The following is a 14,720-nucleotide window of genomic DNA, read 5'->3' on the forward strand; positions in this document are numbered from 1 at the left end:
GATTCAGGCGAAGAGTCCGAACGCCCAGCCCGCGAGCACGAGTGCCGAACCCACGCCGGCCACCTTCGCGATGCCGCCACCAAAGTCGTGGATCCAGTCGGCCTTGTTGGACCAGCACTGAACCCCAACCCACAGCAGATACGAGCCGGCCATCACGCCACAGAATCCGTAAAACCAGAGCGTGAAGGTGTTGGCCGCCGACGTGCCCGCTGCCAGGCCACCGCCCGCCCGGGCTCCGCGGGCGGCCATCGACATGACCACGGCGCCGATGCGCCCGACATTCCTGCCACGCAAACGCACCAAAGCTGCGGCACGGCCGGTCAAGGATTCGAGAAGAATCTTCTTCATCTGCCTGCTCCGTTAAAAATCGCCCAGGGCGTCCCAGGCTGGATGGTGATTGACCTGTTGGGCGTGGTCGGCCCCGCGGTCGGTGCTCACTGAGTCATCGGCCCGCCGCACACGGGCCGGGTGCACTGCTGCGCGCGATGCCGTGTGCACAACGGGTGCCTTGCCCTCCGGTACGACGGCGATGGGCGGCACGACAGCAGCGCTGGCTTCGCTATCGGGGACGTTCGCCGCCACCCGCTGCACATAACTCGTGCCACCCACATCCGGGTTGAAGCCGCGCGTGAAATTGCCGCTGTAGTAGCAGCTAAGCGCCGCACGCACGGCATCCTGCGGCACGCGTCCGCCGGCAGCCGCGCGGGTGTAGCAGTCGGTGAGGATGGCGCCGCCCGCGCGCAGGTTTGCGCACGGATCGAACGCGGTTTCAGGGGTAAGGCCATAGACCCGCAGGTTCGCGCGATTGACCTGGGCCAGGCCCATGCTGTAGTTCCAGCCAGCCGCCTCAAGCGCGCGCACGGTCGCCACCGCCTCGTCGCGGTTGCGCGGTTGGCGCACCAGGTGGCCGCCGACCACGCCGATGGCGAAGGGATTGAAGCCGGATTCCACCTTGACAAGCGCCTGCAGGGTGGTCGGATAGACGGCCGGGGCGCATTGCTGCGCGAGCATCGCGAAGTCGACTGGCATCATGACCGCTCCGTTGCGGGCCCAAACGCGAGGTGGGTTTTCATGCGACGTCTCGGTCGCGCCTGAGCCGATGCGCGACGCCTTCGGCGACGGCAACCGCGACCGCAGGCAACTGGGGTGTCACCCGCATTGCAGCCGTACTGCCCACGCCCAGGTCGAGAGCGGCCGGAACAATGGCCGATAGCGACAGCCCCTGCATCCGTTGGACGACCCAGCGTACGTAGTGTTCGAGAAGCCGTCCCAGACCGCGGCAGCCCCAATCGGCGAGCACGCCCAGCTGCAACAGGCCCGTTTCAACGGGTTTCGCAAGGGGATGTCTAAAGAGGCCGCGCATGGTTTACCACTCCCGGTTGTCACGCGGCCAGCCGCGTCTGTACGCCACGCAGCCGATCGCGGTCCAGCCCAGACCCACGATGGCCACCGCCATGAGCTCGCGCAACGACGAGTGCCGCTCCACCATCCAGTACGCTGTGCCAAGTAACGATGTTGCGCCCACGAACAACAGCAGTGCGCACGCACCCTTTCGGATCCACCCGAAAACCCTGCCCATTACGATGCCCTCCGATGTGGCCAGACCCCACTTGCATGCTGCGAGCCCGTCGTGCCCATGTGGCTATCCCTCCGACCCCGCCCCACGCGCGCGGACGAAGCTGCCGCACGGTGTCTCGCTGCGCGCAGGATCTCGATTTGAGCATCGACAGCGTCCACCTCTCTCATTAATCATTCAGGAATGCTAACGTTGTACACCGTTGAATAATATGGTACTGATCAAAGCCTCGTGTAACAGGTCCAGATGAGCGCGTTTTCGCTATTGCTAATGCGGAAACTGACCGATTTGACAAACCATTTCAATGCAATGCATATAACTTAGTTATGCTTATTGATTTGGCGAAACCTCCCACAAAAAACGTTAGTACGCTCAGCCCGTTAGCTATCTCCTTTAGACGTCACAACCCCGTCCTTGAGATCTAGCAAGACCGCAGCGTTGAGTTACGTGTGGTCTTTCCGTTTCGAGCTGGGCCGCTAAGCACGGAATTCCTTGCCAGATTGTTCGTCTTCCACTGTTTTCAGTACCATGGGTGGCCCGTATACTGGTCCGATGAGATGAATTTCTTCCAGTATGGGACATTTTTGTCCCATACACAACACAAAAGACCAATTTAAATGCCATTAACGTTTGGTTCGCGCCTAGCCGAAGAGCGTGATCGGCTCGGATTCACTCAGGGAAACATCGCCGAGTGGACAGGCATCAACCGCAAGACTCAATCTGCCTACGAAAAAGAACAGCGCTATCCGGATGCTGGCTATCTGATGACGCTAATCGAGCACGGCGTGGATGTCGCCTATTTGCTAACCGGGAAACGAGCTGCGCGCTACGGAGCGGTGGATGAGCAATTGCTACAAAAGGTGTTTGCGACCATCGAAGCCAGCATCTCTGCCACAGGTATTCCTGTGGATGTTGAGAAGAAGGCCAAGCTGTTCGCACTCGTCTATCAAGCGTCCTCAGAAACTGGGCAGGTAGATCCGCTGATCGTGCGAAAGGCAATCAGCCTCATTTCCTGACAATCTCAACCGGTTGCGTGATTCAACACTGCTGCCCGCTTAATTGCATCCACAGGCGCCTGCGATACCGCGTGCAGGCCCCGCTCTCTGTCATCTCCGCACGCCGTTCCCGCCGCTCGACAATTAATTGCGCGTTTTTGGAACGCGACTCATACCGCGCGTGCTCAGTCAGCCAGTCGTTTGGCTCGCGCGGAAGTCGGAACTGCGAGCCAACATTGCTATTCATCCGCCCCTCTTCAGAATTTCTCGCTTCACTCGGGCGGCCTAGCGATCAACTGGCACTGCAGTGACACTTTCGCCGAAACACCGTGACAACGTCAAGATGCCCAAATACTCTAGTTTTTTATGGGAACTTGTGCTACGCCCCGCTGCCCTGGCTTCTAAGTGCCCGGATGCTGCGCGACGGGTCTGCCCGCCCCCGCTTTTTGCAGAGGTCGGCCGCAGGTTTTTCACGTCTTGTACGTTCTGCCGCGTACATGCGGGAGCGATCGCCTTGCGGATCGACTCCCGCTTCCTGAAACAAGCGACGAAACAGGACAAGCGAGCGACGGAAGTGTTGATTGGCAGCGTCTGACTCGACATGCAGGCGCTCCGGGAACGTTTGCGCATTCTCCGGCGTGACATGGCCGTTAGTCGCATCCGTAATTCCCCTCGCCAACCAGAATGCATAGTGTGGGAAAAGGCGCGCCAGTGCCTCGATCATATCCGGCGTTGGTCGTTGGCGTCGGTGAAATACCTTGCGCCACCGTTGCATGGAAACTCCAGTGTACTCAGTCAGCCGCTCAAAAGGGCCTCGCCCTAGCTCCGGAATTTGAATCAATTCGGTAAACGAATCGACGACTCGCCGGAGCGCTCCGCGCCGCAGGCCACCTTCCGTTTGCCCAAGCCGTGCTTGCTTATTTAGAAGCACGATAAGGCGATCTTCAATCGTTGTAGACATGTCCAGAATATCCTGATCCGATGACTTGTCCTGTTACGCCACAACATTTCGTATGAAAATACTGCACCTCCCTCTGAGCATGCCATCTCGGTTACACTCGGAAACATTGATGACAGTCGTTCGGTAGTCAGTCGGCAAGAAGTTTCCTTGCGGTCTGGTTCAGAGTGGCGGGCGGCAAATCGACTAGATCAATGCACGGCGCATAGTAAGCGACTGATAGACGCATTTTGTCGGGCGTGCATGGCTCGGATCGTAATGCGCAACCATTAGGAGTGCGAGCAATTCGAAATTTTCCGAACTCAGCCAGCTCGTCCCATGTGAAAGCCCACGCGTGACCTTAACGGCACAAAACGCATGGAGGGGCTACTTGCGGCTTCGCAGATCGCTTCGGCATCGAGGGCGTCGTTTTTTTACATGAGCGCCGCCCTGTACGGGGCGACAAACTGGGGTGGAATCAGGCGCACGTCATGTCCGAGAGCGCGGAGTTCGCGTGCCCAGTAGTGCGCGGCGCCGCAGGCATCCATTGCAACGAGACACGGTTTAAGTTTCGCAAAACAGATAACGCATCGATCGCCCGCAATCGCAGTAAGCTTCCGCAGGGTTGAAGTCGCATTTATTTCGTATTCCTTAATTAATTTCCAAAGAAAGCAAGGAATAAGAGAATATGAAGAGCGTCGCCACATCCATCGCTACACGACTAATTTGCACTCAACCCACGCACCTCTTTTGTCGTCGTTTCGTTTTGCATGCCGGTTCGTGTGTGTGGGTTGGTCAATCATATGACCTTTCAAACTATTGCCCACGCGTGGGTTTTCTATTCGTCTTAGGACCCGGTTAGGAAAAATAAAATGCGCTCGACACGCCAAGCTCGCCTGGAATCTAACGACTTCCAAGACCGTTTTTTGTTTGACGCCCTGACCGGGGCGTACGCGACCATCGCAAGATGGGGTACAAAACGATCGAGACGGCGGACGGGACCGATCCAGAGTCTCCGCAACAGATGCTCTCGAAGATCGTCGAGACCCACACGAAACTGAAGATCTCGTTTGATCTTGGCTTCGAGGGTCCGTCGGTCAGCTTCCCCAAGGTCGATCGCAACCACCCCATGCTCAACGCAATGCGGCGCCAGTGGACCATGTCGAAGGATGGCCTGAAGATCATCAAGGGCGCCGGCTCCCGTGGTGCGGGTACCGTGACTATCGCGACCGGTATGGTGTCGGGCGCATTCGCTGAGGTCGAACCGACGATCTACATGCCGGTCGATCTGTTGGTGGACCGCGGATTCTCCGCTGAAGAGCTCGCGTCGATCACGCTGCACGAGATCGGTCGCGTGTTTGTCTATTTTGAGTTCATCTCCCGCACCGCTACGACCAACCAGGTGCTGGCTGGCATTGCGCGGGCACTGGACACCGCTGACACACAGAAGGATCGTACGGTGATCCTGCTCGCGGCCCGTGAAGCACTCAAACTCAAGGACTTCGCTGCGAGGAGCTGGAGAACAGCACTGATAAACGGGTCATCGAAGCCGTCCTCTTGTCGAACGTTGTGCGCGAGAGCCGCTCGGAGCTGGGGAGTGACATCTACGACGAAAACAGCTACTAGTTCCTCGCGGAACAGTACGCGACGCGTCATGGCGCGGGGCGCTATCTCGTGACCTCGCTGGACAAGCTCTACAAGTCGTCGTGGGGCATCAGTACCCGGTCGTTGCCGAGCTTTGTGATGGTCGAAGGCCTCAAGCTCGACACGCTGACCCTGAGCGTTGCACTGCTCCGCACGCTTCCCGCGTTTTCGCTCTATGCGGGTTTTCTGAGTCTGATCATGATCGCTTCGGACAGTCATCTCGACGCGACCTACGACCGTCCGAAGATCCGAAGATCCGAAGATCCGACTGCAGCGCATTCGCTACCAGCTGGTGGAGCGGCAGAAGCTCAGAACGCTGCCAGAGGACCAGCACGAAGACATCAAGGAAGATATCCGGTACATCGACGCTGCGTTGAAGGACCACAAACCGCCCGGTTTCAGATATGGAACTGTATGCCGAGGTCACCCATCCCGGCGGCATCCGCTTCTCCAAGATCATCTTTCTCGGCTCGGGGTATTGGGCGCTCGAAGGTCCGACCGAAAACCACGACTCGTCCTGGAAGTCCGACCGCGCGGGCGCTCACGCGTGCCGAGTACTACTCGGCCAAAGCAGTAAGCGCCGACATGCTTTCACTTCCACCAAGCCTCCTTTGGTAACACCATGCAACCCACGTTTGATCTCGCCAATGATTGTTTGGCACTGGAACTACTCTCCGATAATCTCGCACACCTTCATAGCCTCGCGTCTCTTTTGCATGCGGATGTCCGCCTGACGCTTCAGACCGCCGCCGAAGCTTACGCGCCGTTGGGCGACAACCGTTTGTTGGAGGCGTACTATGCTGCCGGCACCGAGTCCGCGCACTTGCGAATCGCCACCGAGAACATCTTCAATGCGATCGGTGCGCGTATCACGAAAACCCTTGAATTCTTGCTCAGTCTGATTCGCAAAGCCGTCGGCTACATCACGGGACTGGTCACCGGTAAGAAGAAACCCGATCCCGCCGCTGACACGGCCAAACTAAAGGCGCTAAGCGAGACGCTGGAAGAGGCGAAACTCGATCAGAGTAAAGTCGAGGCCGTGATCCGAGCGAGGACGCTCGATAAGTCATTCCTCCAAGGCGTAAGTCGGGAACGGTGACCATCGCTCCGTAGATCGAGTCGTCAAAGAATGCCGGACGCAGCCAGTCCCTCAGCCACGTTAGACCGCATTTTCCAAATCCAGTGCTCTGCGTTCGATCCAATGCGATGGTGCATGTCATCACTGCTGAGCCGTCCTCGCGCGTCGGCAAAACGATGGGTAACTCTGCGAAGAGAGGTTGGCTGGCTCGCTGATGCGTGTGCGGAGTAACTCAACGAAACTCAGGAATAAGCTGCGCTCTCCAGTGCGCAACACCATCGCGACTTCTGGCTCTCGCGCCGAGGTGTCCTCTGCTGAGAACCATGGTTGTGATGTCGGGGGTTGGTGCCAGCGACGCGGGCTTTGATTGATTGCGAGTCGCACGACGTTGTTTGGGCTTGGCCGTGTGGCGAAGGCCTCTGCAATGAGATCCGTGGCGCGCTTGAAATCGGTCGTCGGTAAGAGAGATCCGGTGCCCACGAAACCAAATCGGCCACTCCTCGGTAGTCGCTGCGCAAGGCTCGATCGAACCGTATGCGGACTTCCTCCAGTATCAAAGTCCGGTCTTTGGCCACCGACCCTCCGTGCTCTCGTCGATTTTGATCATGTATTGGTGTCGTTCATTACGAAATACGTGATGCGTACTACAGAAGCGTACTTCGGCAGCTGTTTGCTACCTCCAGCACGTTCCCGTTTACGGTCTGTGGGGTCGTGACTTCCAAAACGACGCACATCCCGTGAAACAATGCCGATGAAATCCGCTCAAACGCCTATCCGGCAAGGGTTAGATCGATGTGTAAGAAACCTTAGGCGTGTTTCACGCGCGAGCCACAGAGCGCTTTGAGAGCGGCGAGATGTGTCGCCACGTCGCGCGTGAGCTGCCGCGGCGACTCGTCGGTCTTTGCGGAGACCGGAGCGCGCGGAACCGGAGAGGCAAAGCCAATTCGTTTGATCTGACCCCGCTTAATCAAATCCGCGAACTCTACAGCCCATTCTCCGCCGAGGCGTCGGGCGACGTCCTCACCTGAGCGATAGACGGTCAAACACGCCCCACCCTCGCTGACGACGTAGCGCTGCATGCCGCTAGCGTCCTCGAACGTCTGGCCATCTAGTTGCGTGAGTTCGCGTGCAGCGCCTTGCTTCGCCTGAGCGGCATCTCGGACAGCCGCTTGTTCGGCGGAACGGGCGCGCAGTTGGTGGCCGAAGTCGGTCGGGCTTGCGAGCAGTGCTCGCAGGTAGCTGATCGGGTACGTTGCCTTGCGCAGCGGTTCCCAGCAAACCTCGACGACCTCGGAAAGCAATTTCCCAGCTTCACGGGCTTGGCGCATGAGCTTGAAGATCAGGAAATCCGTGAAGCCGAGCGACCGCAAACGCTGCAGGTCTTGCGGCGGTTGTCCGGCTTTGTTTGTGGAAAACTCCCCCGGTTGTCTCTTTTGAAAAGATGTAGGGATAAGATCCTTAGTATTAGCACCGTCTGCCACACTGTCATACGGCTGCTTAAATTCTTTCTCGGACTGGGCAGTTGCTTCGGTAGGCTGTGTTTCGGCTTCAGCGGCGGGTGCGTCCACGAGTCCGAGCAACACCGCAGCTTTTTCCGTCAGATACAGATACGCGCGTCCGAACAGACCCGCTTCGACGTAACGGCGCTGCGGGCGACGGTCGATCAGCCCAGCGGTCTCCAGGTCCGTGAGGCTGCGATAAAACGTGCGCTCGGATTGCATTGCGCGTTCGGTCAAGAGCGTGCGACGAGCAAAGATCTCACCGAAGGGTTTGTCGGCATCGACGGTGCGGGCGAGGGCGGCCAGAACCGCACGTGCGCGCGCCGGTACGCCGTCGAGCCGAGCGGCCCGATGCGTCGCCCGGAGGATGACCCAAGGGAGGTTGACGTTGTCAGTGGAGAGATCTGCTTGCGAAGGGTGTGTTTGTCCCTCGCCAGCCGTACCGAGTACGCGCGCGATAGCCATAGCCAGTCCATTTCCAAGAATGGATTCGAAAACGCTTGACTGACCAGGGGGATCGGCTACACTCGGTGCTGTACAAAGCCTGCCCGGTTATGTACAGAACTCGATGACTGGTTGGCGCCAGATATCGGGTAGGTAGCTTAGGACCCAGTCCTCAAGCTGCTGGTCAAAAGCCTTCGGTTCCACCCGAGGGCTTTTGTTTTTGTGCCGTGCTTAGCTCACGTCAACGCTCCTGAAGGTTAGTCGGCATTACCGACTCCTTAAAAATCAATCACTTAGTCATTCTGGATGGTGGCTGCTGTCTTGTGCCATCCGCTCGAGATGCAAGCGAATCGCCTCTTGAGCCGCACTCGCCTGCTCTTCCGACTTGAACTCGATGCGCATGACGTTGCCCACACGGCGCACGTCGCACCAAGTCGCCTTCCCTGCTTTGACCTTGAATTTCTCTGCTGCCGCGGGAGCCTTCGTCGGTGCGTCAACCGTCCGCGCAAACTTCAGCGCCTGCTTCTGATCGAGTTTTTTGTCGGCCAACTGCTTGACTGCCTCGATCACCCGAGCCGCTTTCCCTGCCTCTGCGAGGCTGGCCAAGTCCGCTGCCGCTCCGGCTCCGAGGATCGTCTTGTTCGTGTCGACGATCTCCAGCACTTCATCGGGGAGCCGGCCGAACGCGAACAGATCACTCACGGCCTGCTTCGAGAGACCGGAACGCTCGGCAACATCGGTTTGTGTGAACTCGGGGTGACCTTCCTGGAAGCGCTTGAGCCCGATGAATTTCTCGTAGTCGGTCAGATCCGACTGCATCAGGTTCGCGAAGAACGCGCCGTCGGTCGCTTCGACCTCGTCTTTGGCGGTGCCCAACACACAACGAATCGTGGGTAGGGAGAGGTCCCTGTGCGTGTCCACGCGATGGTGGCCCGACCAGATATCCCACTCGCCGTCGGGGCGCGTGAGAACAACGACCGGCTCGATGAGTCCGTTGTGGCGAACGTTCTCAAGCAACTCGACGTACTTCTCGCGCGGCTTGAACCGCCGGCGACCCGGAACCTCGTGCAGCTTGTCCACCGGCAGTTCAACTGCGCCGCCGGTATTGCGCGCCGCTTCGAGCTCGGCGGTCAGCTCCTCGATCTTCCTTTGGTAGCGTTGGGCCTCAAGACGGAAAGCGCCAAGCTGACCAGGCATCGTCATCGGACGCTGTTCAGCGATTGGCGTACGTTCCGTGGCGCCCTCTGCAACCTTGTCGGCGAGATTCGCCGTCCGCGCCATCAACCGGTCTTTAAGTTTGCTCGACATCTGCCACCTCGCTACCTTGAGCCGCAATCTGCAGACGCCACGCGTGCTGCAGTTCAGCTTCCAACTCATCGATCACGCCGTCGAACGACTCGAGCGCCCGGTTGTACGTCGCGGTCGAGCCGTCGTACTTCGAGAGGTCGTAGATCGTTTTGAACTCGGCCGTCGCGTTCTTGACCAGATCGCTCTCCAGTACCTCGGAGCGAGCAAGCAGTTCCGCGTAGGTCTGCTGGATCCAAGACTTCACGACATCGGTGGTCGAAACACCCGGCTTCACTTTTGAGAGCACGACCTTGATGAATGCAAAGGTCTTCTCCACCGACCGCCCATCGGACAGCGAGCGGAAGAGTTCGGCGAACTGCCGGAAGAACTGGGTGCTCGACGCGTAGTCGAGGGTTTCCGGGGGCAGGGGGATCACCATCCCGTCCGTCGCCATGAAACAGCCGATCGCGAGATACGAGAGCGTCGGCGGCGTATCAATCACCACCACGTCGTAACGCTCGCGGATCGTATCCATCGCGCTGTCCAAGACCTTCCAGAACTCGTAGTCCGGTTCCGAAGCCTGCTTGTTCGGCAGATAGTAGTCAGCACCGAACAGCGCAGACGACGAGGGGATGATGTCCAGACCGTCCCAGTACGAGGGGATCGCGACGTCGATAAGATCGGCAGCTTCACCGTAGACAACCGGCATCACCGTCATCTCTTCGGTGACTTCCGGCGTCGGGACATAACCCATGAGCGTCGTGGACGACGCCTGCGGATCGAGGTCAATCAACAGCACCTTATGTCCGTGCAGGGTTAACCCCTGGGCGAGCGCAACGGCGTTCGTCGTCTTTCCGACGCCACCTTTGAAGTTGCCGACGGAGATGACAATGCCCTTAGCGCCCTCGGGGCGCGGCTCGTAGGGGCCAGCCAGTCGCACGAACTGTTGGGCTTCAGCGAGCGTGAACTCACGATTGCGTCCGCGCATCGTCCCAATAGGAAGGCCTTCTCGGTGGCCGCGAGTACAGAGATAATTGATCTGTGCCCGTTCGAGCTTGCAGATCTTCGCGAGGCGAGCGCCCGTCACCGTGGGCGCTTGCTTGCGCGGCCACGGTTCGAGCAGATCGTCGCGGAGCTTAGCGAGCGTGCCCTCGGCGCGATCGGCGATCGCGTTGAGCTCGTTCACCCCAATCGTGATTCTTGGGGGCGAGAGGTCTTTAATTGCCATGTCTGTAACCTCGTTTCACGTCCGTCATCGAAAAATGCCAGATTCTTCGAAATCCGGCGACGTAATCGTTTAGGCGAAATGTAGCGGGTTAACAACGCCCTTGCAAGTTAACTTTCCTGGGTCGTACCCCAGGGAAAGCCGCACCGGGCCTGGCTGTGGCGGAAAATCCTCGAATTTGGATCAGGAAATCCCACCTGGACAAATGGAATTTCTTGCCCACTCAGGTGGCGGCGCGTTGGATTTGCAGTGCAGCACTGTTCTCCTCGCAGCGAGCGATGAGGTTTGCGTGGACCTCTAGGTCGTGAAAAATCTCCCACGTTCCGCAGAGATGGCCAAGTTGGTGGACGATCGGTCGCACCGCGGGGTCTTCGCTTGGGTTGGTCCCGTCTTGGTGACAGGCGCCGATAGACTGGATCAAAGCTCTGCCGTTTGGGAACCCCGTAAAAAGTTAACTCTGCTTCTGGTCGTCGGAGACCAAAAAAGTAGGCGTGGCATAAGCCCCCTCCCGGAGGAGGGAGCTTGTGGGATGGTCAGTGGGCGTGCCGAGCCGCGGAGCGCGTACGCTGAACCCGAATGTTCGAGTAGCTAAGGCGTTGGACAGAGGCGAGGCTGATCAGCCAGTTCGGCTTCTCTTCCCGCAGGTGCCGCTGATCGTTGTAGATGGTTCCTTCACAGACGCCGAGGAAAGTCGCCATCCGTCAGCCGGTGAATCCTTCGGCGCGCATGCGGGCGATCCAACGCATGCGTTCTTCCTTCGTGAGCCACGCTGTGACGATTTCGTGGCCGTCCAGGTAGTGACGGATCTCGGTGTAGCGTCCGATGCTTGCCGTTACCACCGCGATGTTCAGGATCTTGTCCAGTTCGATCAGCACGCGTCGGTTGGACTTGACGCCCGTGGGATACATTTCGTCGATAAATTGCTTGATACGGTCACGTACCGTCGCCGCAGGACGAGGCGTCGCGCCATCTGATGTGCGATCGAGGGGAACTGCAGAAGGAAATACTGCAGCATCGCGACCGCATGCGCAAACTGCTGGTCACGCTCGGCTGCTGGGATGAGGTCGATCACAAACAGTTCGCCGGCCGGCTTGCGCGTGACGAGGTGCGGTGCCACGACGGTGCGCCGCTCCCGCCCGAGTTGCGGGAGCGGCTGCTGCGCGAGTGCCAACGACTGGCGCTGGCTGAGCAGCAACTCGCGACGCTGGAGAAGACACGCCAGGCGAACGTGCCGGCTCTCGCGCGCCAGCGAAGCAATGCCCTTGCGCGCCTGAAGGGGATAGGCGACGTAGGCGCGTCGCGCCTCGCGCTCGAGTTGCAACCGTCGTCAGGTGGGCGCCTGCGTGGGGTTGGTGCCGCAGCTCTATGAGAGCGGCCAGAGCCATACCGACCAGGGGCATTAGCAGGCAGGGTAACCGGAGAGTACGCGCGTTACTGGTCGAAATGGCCCACGAAATACAGATGGTCCCCTTTTTGAGCGTCGTCGCAGACCATTCAGTCCGACGGTGTGCCGCTGTCTTCCATATCGTTTGATCCGTGCGTCGTCCGCATCTTCGAAGGATCAATTTCCCAGATGAGCCCGTATCCAGCGGCGTAACATAATAGTGCCCAGGCAGAATAAGGAATGTCATTCTCGGCGCTTGTCCAGCGTCGGATATGACGCCCGGTTTTGTCCTTTAATCCAAGATATGCAGCCGCGGAACGGTCCGTCATTCCAGACTGCCGCAGAATCTCCTGAATTTCTGCACCTGTTGGCTTCGCCCAGTAAATGCCGGGTTGCAGGCATTCGCGGCGGATGGTGAGGTAAGTATTTTTGGTAGTCATTTGTGGTCCATGGAATCAGCCCCCACGGCTTCGCCGCGGGGGATACACGCTCCCTTCGGTCGCTTGACGGCCCCGGCCCGTGGTCTGCTTGGGCTATACCGGATCGTCCCGCCGCTGACGCGGCGCGCCGGCGCTTTCCCCATGTCCGACGATGCGGCCATGGGGGACCCCGTGCGCCTCGATCCGGGCGCGCGGCGCGCGCGATGCTCCCGTCATTATCCAGCCCCCACGGCTTACGCCGTAGGGGATACACGCTCCCTTCGGTCGCTTGACGGCCCCGGCCCGTGGTTCGCCTGGGCTATACCAGATCGTCCCGCTGCTGACGCGGCGCGCCGGCGCTCTCCCCATATCCGACGATGCGGACATGGGGGACCCCGTGCGCCTCGATCCGGGCGCGCGGCGCGCGCGACACTCCCGTAATTATCCAGCCCCCACGGCTTACGCCGCGGGGGAGACACGCGCCCTGTGGGCGCTTGACGACCCCGCTGGTGGTCGGCCTGGGCTAAACCGGATCGTCTCGCCGCTGACGCGGCGCGCCGGCGCTCTCCCCATGTCCGACGGTGCGGACAGGGGGACCCCGTGCGCCTCGATCCGGGCGCGCGGCGCGCGCGACACTCCCGTGATTATCCAATCTCCTTGCATGCAGGGGGGAGGGGCGCCAGCGCGCGGCAGTCCGGTTAGCGTCGCGGCAGATCGCGAGGCTAACGCGGTGGCGGTTGCTGGTTTCCAAGCGCCGTGCGAACGGCGTCGACCTGTTCGGGTGTGAGCCGCGAAACCTCTACAGACGTGGCGCGCTCGTAGATCATCAGGCCGTACACGTCAGCCAGGGGGCGCGCTTTCGCACACAGCGCGCCGCCCTGGCCACGAGATTCCTTTGCGCACCAGTAGTTGATTGCCTGTTCGATTTCAGCAATGGTTAAGACGGCAGTCATGGTCGCCTCACGGGCCCGTGCGATTTCTACGCGGGCGTTCAATATTATTAAGGATGTCAAAATTTAATGCAGATTCCCGTCGTGCTCCATGAGCATGGCAACAGGTGCGCAAGGCGGCACGCGCTCGAAACCAGCCAGGGCGACGCGGGCGATGGCGCGCAACTCCTCGCGACGCATCTCTACCGGATTGTCGTTGTGATCGAGCATACTGGCAATGCGCCGGAGCGCATCGGCGGATTGTGCCGCTGCGTCAGCAGACAGGGCCATGCGGTACAGTTCGCCGCGAACGATGCCACGGTCTCCGTACTGCCAGACAGCCAGGAGCGGCAGCAGGGCGGACAGCCACGTAGGACGGGTGTTGAGCAGATCCATGTGAATTCCCCTTATGGGTGCGCCCCGACTGGGAGGCCGGGGCGGTCCGGTTAGCCGCGCAGGCGGCGCAGTTCGTCAGCCAGCACCCACAAGGCACGATTCAGACGGATGTTTTGATCGATGCCCGCGACCGCTCGGGTCGTGGTGGCCTTGCCCTTCGCGTTCCGACCGTGCAGCCCACCGCGAATCATGTTTTCCTGCACACGGTTGAAGGTGGTCCAGATATCGGAGCCCTGATCCTCGACACGACGCGGCGCGAGAATCTGCCGTTCCGTCACTGGCACAGGCGCGCCCTCGTCGTAGCGCAACGCGAGCGCTGCGCGGGCGAAGGCGACCTGTTCGCCCTCATCGAGCACCGTTGCCGCCATCCCTTCGCGTTGCTCTGCCGTCTCATCAAAGCTTTTCACCACCTTGAATGCGCCTTCGATGACCTCGCCAATCACATCACCCTTGTGCAGGATGCGGATATCGTTCGTCACGTTGCCGCATACGATGCCGTTCTGGCAGGCCCAGCGAATCATTCCGGCGATCATCTGGTAGCTCGATGCGCCATTGTGCGAGTTGACCAGGATAACCTCGTTGGCTTCGCGACCGCCGATCTGGTCGGCGTGGCGCAGGCGGATCATGTGCTTGGTGAAATCGCGCATGTCCTCATTGCGCACACGGGTCTGGCAGACCATGAAAGGCTGAAACCCTTCCTTGCGCAGGGCGTCGAGTACATCGACTGTCGGAATGTAGCTGTAGCGCGCCGAACGGCTTTCGTGCGCGGTGTGGGCAAGAATGGAAGGCGCAACCTCTGCAATCTGGTCATTCGTCAGAGGATGCTGCGAACGCAGCGCGACGGCATTCCCGCTAAAACGAGTTGCAAGCTTGTTCATTTGATTCCCCAATGAAGGAGCCAACCCGG

The 14,720-nt window shown here is 59.7% G+C and carries 16 protein-coding genes and 2 pseudogenes; 4 read left to right on the forward strand and 14 right to left on the reverse strand.

Annotation, left to right across the window (positions count from 1 at the left end; genetic code table 11):
• Positions 1 to 3 precede the first annotated feature (3 nt).
• The 4 genes from M3A49_RS32705 to M3A49_RS32720 are packed head-to-tail and all read right to left on the reverse strand — an operon-like array spanning position 4 to position 1,579.
• The gene (locus M3A49_RS32705; RefSeq protein ID WP_266232660.1) at positions 4 to 348 is read right to left on the reverse strand and encodes a hypothetical protein; all 345 of its coding nucleotides are present in this window, start codon (positions 346 to 348) and stop codon (positions 4 to 6) included.
• A 12-nt stretch (positions 349 to 360) separates the two neighbouring features.
• Entirely contained in the window at positions 361 to 1,032 is a 672-nt protein-coding gene (locus tag M3A49_RS32710; RefSeq protein WP_266232661.1) for a lytic transglycosylase domain-containing protein, read from the reverse strand.
• A gap of 37 nt (positions 1,033 to 1,069) precedes the next feature.
• Positions 1,070 to 1,363: a hypothetical protein gene (locus tag M3A49_RS32715; protein WP_266232662.1), complete on the reverse strand. Its 294-nt coding sequence runs from the start codon at positions 1,361 to 1,363 to the stop codon at positions 1,070 to 1,072.
• A gap of 3 nt (positions 1,364 to 1,366) precedes the next feature.
• A complete protein-coding gene (locus M3A49_RS32720; RefSeq protein ID WP_266232663.1) occupies positions 1,367 to 1,579 on the reverse strand; it encodes a hypothetical protein in 213 nt (70 codons plus the stop codon).
• Between the two features lie 614 nt (positions 1,580 to 2,193).
• On the opposite strand from M3A49_RS32720, the gene M3A49_RS32725 reads away from it, so the two are divergent.
• Entirely contained in the window at positions 2,194 to 2,592 is a 399-nt protein-coding gene (locus M3A49_RS32725; protein ID WP_266232664.1) for a helix-turn-helix domain-containing protein, read from the forward strand.
• A gap of 358 nt (positions 2,593 to 2,950) precedes the next feature.
• On the opposite strand, the gene M3A49_RS32730 is transcribed toward M3A49_RS32725, so the two are convergent.
• Both M3A49_RS32730 and M3A49_RS32735 read right to left on the reverse strand, forming a co-directional pair.
• Complete coding sequence (locus M3A49_RS32730) at positions 2,951 to 3,532, reverse strand: hypothetical protein (protein WP_266232665.1); 582 nt, start codon at positions 3,530 to 3,532, stop codon at positions 2,951 to 2,953.
• A gap of 332 nt (positions 3,533 to 3,864) precedes the next feature.
• A pseudogene (locus M3A49_RS32735) lies at positions 3,865 to 4,086 on the reverse strand (IS110 family transposase); the annotation flags it as partial.
• A gap of 389 nt (positions 4,087 to 4,475) precedes the next feature.
• On the opposite strand from M3A49_RS32735, the gene M3A49_RS32740 reads away from it, so the two are divergent.
• Complete coding sequence (locus M3A49_RS32740) at positions 4,476 to 5,186, forward strand: hypothetical protein (RefSeq protein ID WP_266232666.1); 711 nt, start codon at positions 4,476 to 4,478, stop codon at positions 5,184 to 5,186.
• A 588-nt stretch (positions 5,187 to 5,774) separates the two neighbouring features.
• Positions 5,775 to 6,251, forward strand: coding sequence for a hypothetical protein (locus tag M3A49_RS32745; protein WP_266232667.1), 477 nt, complete (start codon positions 5,775 to 5,777; stop codon positions 6,249 to 6,251).
• A gap of 785 nt (positions 6,252 to 7,036) precedes the next feature.
• Here the strand turns inward: M3A49_RS32745 and M3A49_RS32750 are convergent.
• From M3A49_RS32750 to M3A49_RS32765, 4 genes are all read right to left on the reverse strand, one after another.
• On the reverse strand, positions 7,037 to 8,194 hold the full coding sequence (locus M3A49_RS32750; protein WP_266232668.1) for a hypothetical protein: 1,158 nt from the start codon (positions 8,192 to 8,194) through the stop codon (positions 7,037 to 7,039).
• Between the two features lie 276 nt (positions 8,195 to 8,470).
• A complete protein-coding gene (locus M3A49_RS32755; RefSeq protein ID WP_266232669.1) occupies positions 8,471 to 9,481 on the reverse strand; it encodes a ParB/RepB/Spo0J family partition protein in 1,011 nt (336 codons plus the stop codon).
• The gene (locus tag M3A49_RS32760; RefSeq protein WP_266232670.1) at positions 9,465 to 10,688 is read right to left on the reverse strand and encodes a ParA family protein; all 1,224 of its coding nucleotides are present in this window, start codon (positions 10,686 to 10,688) and stop codon (positions 9,465 to 9,467) included. Before M3A49_RS32760 ends, M3A49_RS32755 begins: the two co-directional genes overlap by 17 nt.
• A 698-nt stretch (positions 10,689 to 11,386) precedes the next feature.
• A complete protein-coding gene (locus M3A49_RS32765; protein WP_266232671.1) occupies positions 11,387 to 11,560 on the reverse strand; it encodes a hypothetical protein in 174 nt (57 codons plus the stop codon).
• Positions 11,561 to 11,619: 59 nt separating this feature from the next.
• Between M3A49_RS32765 and M3A49_RS32770 the strand changes: the two are divergent.
• A pseudogene (locus tag M3A49_RS32770) lies at positions 11,620 to 12,134 on the forward strand (transposase); the annotation flags it as partial.
• 45 nt (positions 12,135 to 12,179) lie between these two features.
• On the opposite strand, the gene M3A49_RS32775 reads toward M3A49_RS32770, so the two are convergent.
• The 4 genes from M3A49_RS32775 to M3A49_RS32790 form a co-directional block, all read right to left on the reverse strand.
• The gene (locus M3A49_RS32775) at positions 12,180 to 12,509 is read right to left on the reverse strand and encodes an XRE family transcriptional regulator (RefSeq protein ID WP_266232672.1); all 330 of its coding nucleotides are present in this window, start codon (positions 12,507 to 12,509) and stop codon (positions 12,180 to 12,182) included.
• Positions 12,510 to 13,210: 701 nt separating this feature from the next.
• On the reverse strand, positions 13,211 to 13,441 hold the full coding sequence (locus M3A49_RS32780; RefSeq protein ID WP_266232673.1) for a DUF3717 domain-containing protein: 231 nt from the start codon (positions 13,439 to 13,441) through the stop codon (positions 13,211 to 13,213).
• A gap of 63 nt (positions 13,442 to 13,504) precedes the next feature.
• On the reverse strand, positions 13,505 to 13,813 hold the full coding sequence (locus M3A49_RS32785) for a hypothetical protein (RefSeq protein ID WP_266232674.1): 309 nt from the start codon (positions 13,811 to 13,813) through the stop codon (positions 13,505 to 13,507).
• A 50-nt stretch (positions 13,814 to 13,863) separates the two neighbouring features.
• The gene (locus tag M3A49_RS32790) at positions 13,864 to 14,691 is read right to left on the reverse strand and encodes a DUF932 domain-containing protein (RefSeq protein ID WP_266232675.1); all 828 of its coding nucleotides are present in this window, start codon (positions 14,689 to 14,691) and stop codon (positions 13,864 to 13,866) included.
• Between the last annotated feature and the right edge of the window lie 29 nt (positions 14,692 to 14,720).

Origin of the sequence: Paraburkholderia sp. CNPSo 3076 (assembly GCF_026343935.1) — a bacterium.
Taxonomy (GTDB): domain Bacteria; phylum Pseudomonadota; class Gammaproteobacteria; order Burkholderiales; family Burkholderiaceae; genus Paraburkholderia; species Paraburkholderia nodosa.

Bases quoted from the DNA above. Each gene is read 5' to 3' on its own strand.
- M3A49_RS32705 (WP_266232660.1), bottom strand. From the start codon at position 348: ATGAAGAAGATTCTTCTCGAATCCTTGACCGGCCGTGCCGCAGCTTTG.
- M3A49_RS32710 (WP_266232661.1), bottom strand. From the start codon at position 1,032: ATGATGCCAGTCGACTTCGCGATGCTCGCGCAGCAATGCGCCCCGGCC.
- M3A49_RS32715 (WP_266232662.1), bottom strand. From the start codon at position 1,363: ATGCGCGGCCTCTTTAGACATCCCCTTGCGAAACCCGTTGAAACGGGC.
- M3A49_RS32720 (WP_266232663.1), bottom strand. From the start codon at position 1,579: ATGGGCAGGGTTTTCGGGTGGATCCGAAAGGGTGCGTGCGCACTGCTG.
- M3A49_RS32725 (WP_266232664.1), top strand. From the start codon at position 2,194: ATGCCATTAACGTTTGGTTCGCGCCTAGCCGAAGAGCGTGATCGGCTC.
- M3A49_RS32730 (WP_266232665.1), bottom strand. From the start codon at position 3,532: ATGTCTACAACGATTGAAGATCGCCTTATCGTGCTTCTAAATAAGCAA.
- M3A49_RS32740 (WP_266232666.1), top strand. From the start codon at position 4,476: ATGGGGTACAAAACGATCGAGACGGCGGACGGGACCGATCCAGAGTCT.
- M3A49_RS32745 (WP_266232667.1), top strand. From the start codon at position 5,775: ATGCAACCCACGTTTGATCTCGCCAATGATTGTTTGGCACTGGAACTA.
- M3A49_RS32750 (WP_266232668.1), bottom strand. From the start codon at position 8,194: ATGGCTATCGCGCGCGTACTCGGTACGGCTGGCGAGGGACAAACACAC.
- M3A49_RS32755 (WP_266232669.1), bottom strand. From the start codon at position 9,481: ATGTCGAGCAAACTTAAAGACCGGTTGATGGCGCGGACGGCGAATCTC.
- M3A49_RS32760 (WP_266232670.1), bottom strand. From the start codon at position 10,688: ATGGCAATTAAAGACCTCTCGCCCCCAAGAATCACGATTGGGGTGAAC.
- M3A49_RS32775 (WP_266232672.1), bottom strand. From the start codon at position 12,509: ATGACTACCAAAAATACTTACCTCACCATCCGCCGCGAATGCCTGCAA.
- M3A49_RS32780 (WP_266232673.1), bottom strand. From the start codon at position 13,441: ATGACTGCCGTCTTAACCATTGCTGAAATCGAACAGGCAATCAACTAC.
- M3A49_RS32785 (WP_266232674.1), bottom strand. From the start codon at position 13,813: ATGGATCTGCTCAACACCCGTCCTACGTGGCTGTCCGCCCTGCTGCCG.
- M3A49_RS32790 (WP_266232675.1), bottom strand. From the start codon at position 14,691: ATGAACAAGCTTGCAACTCGTTTTAGCGGGAATGCCGTCGCGCTGCGT.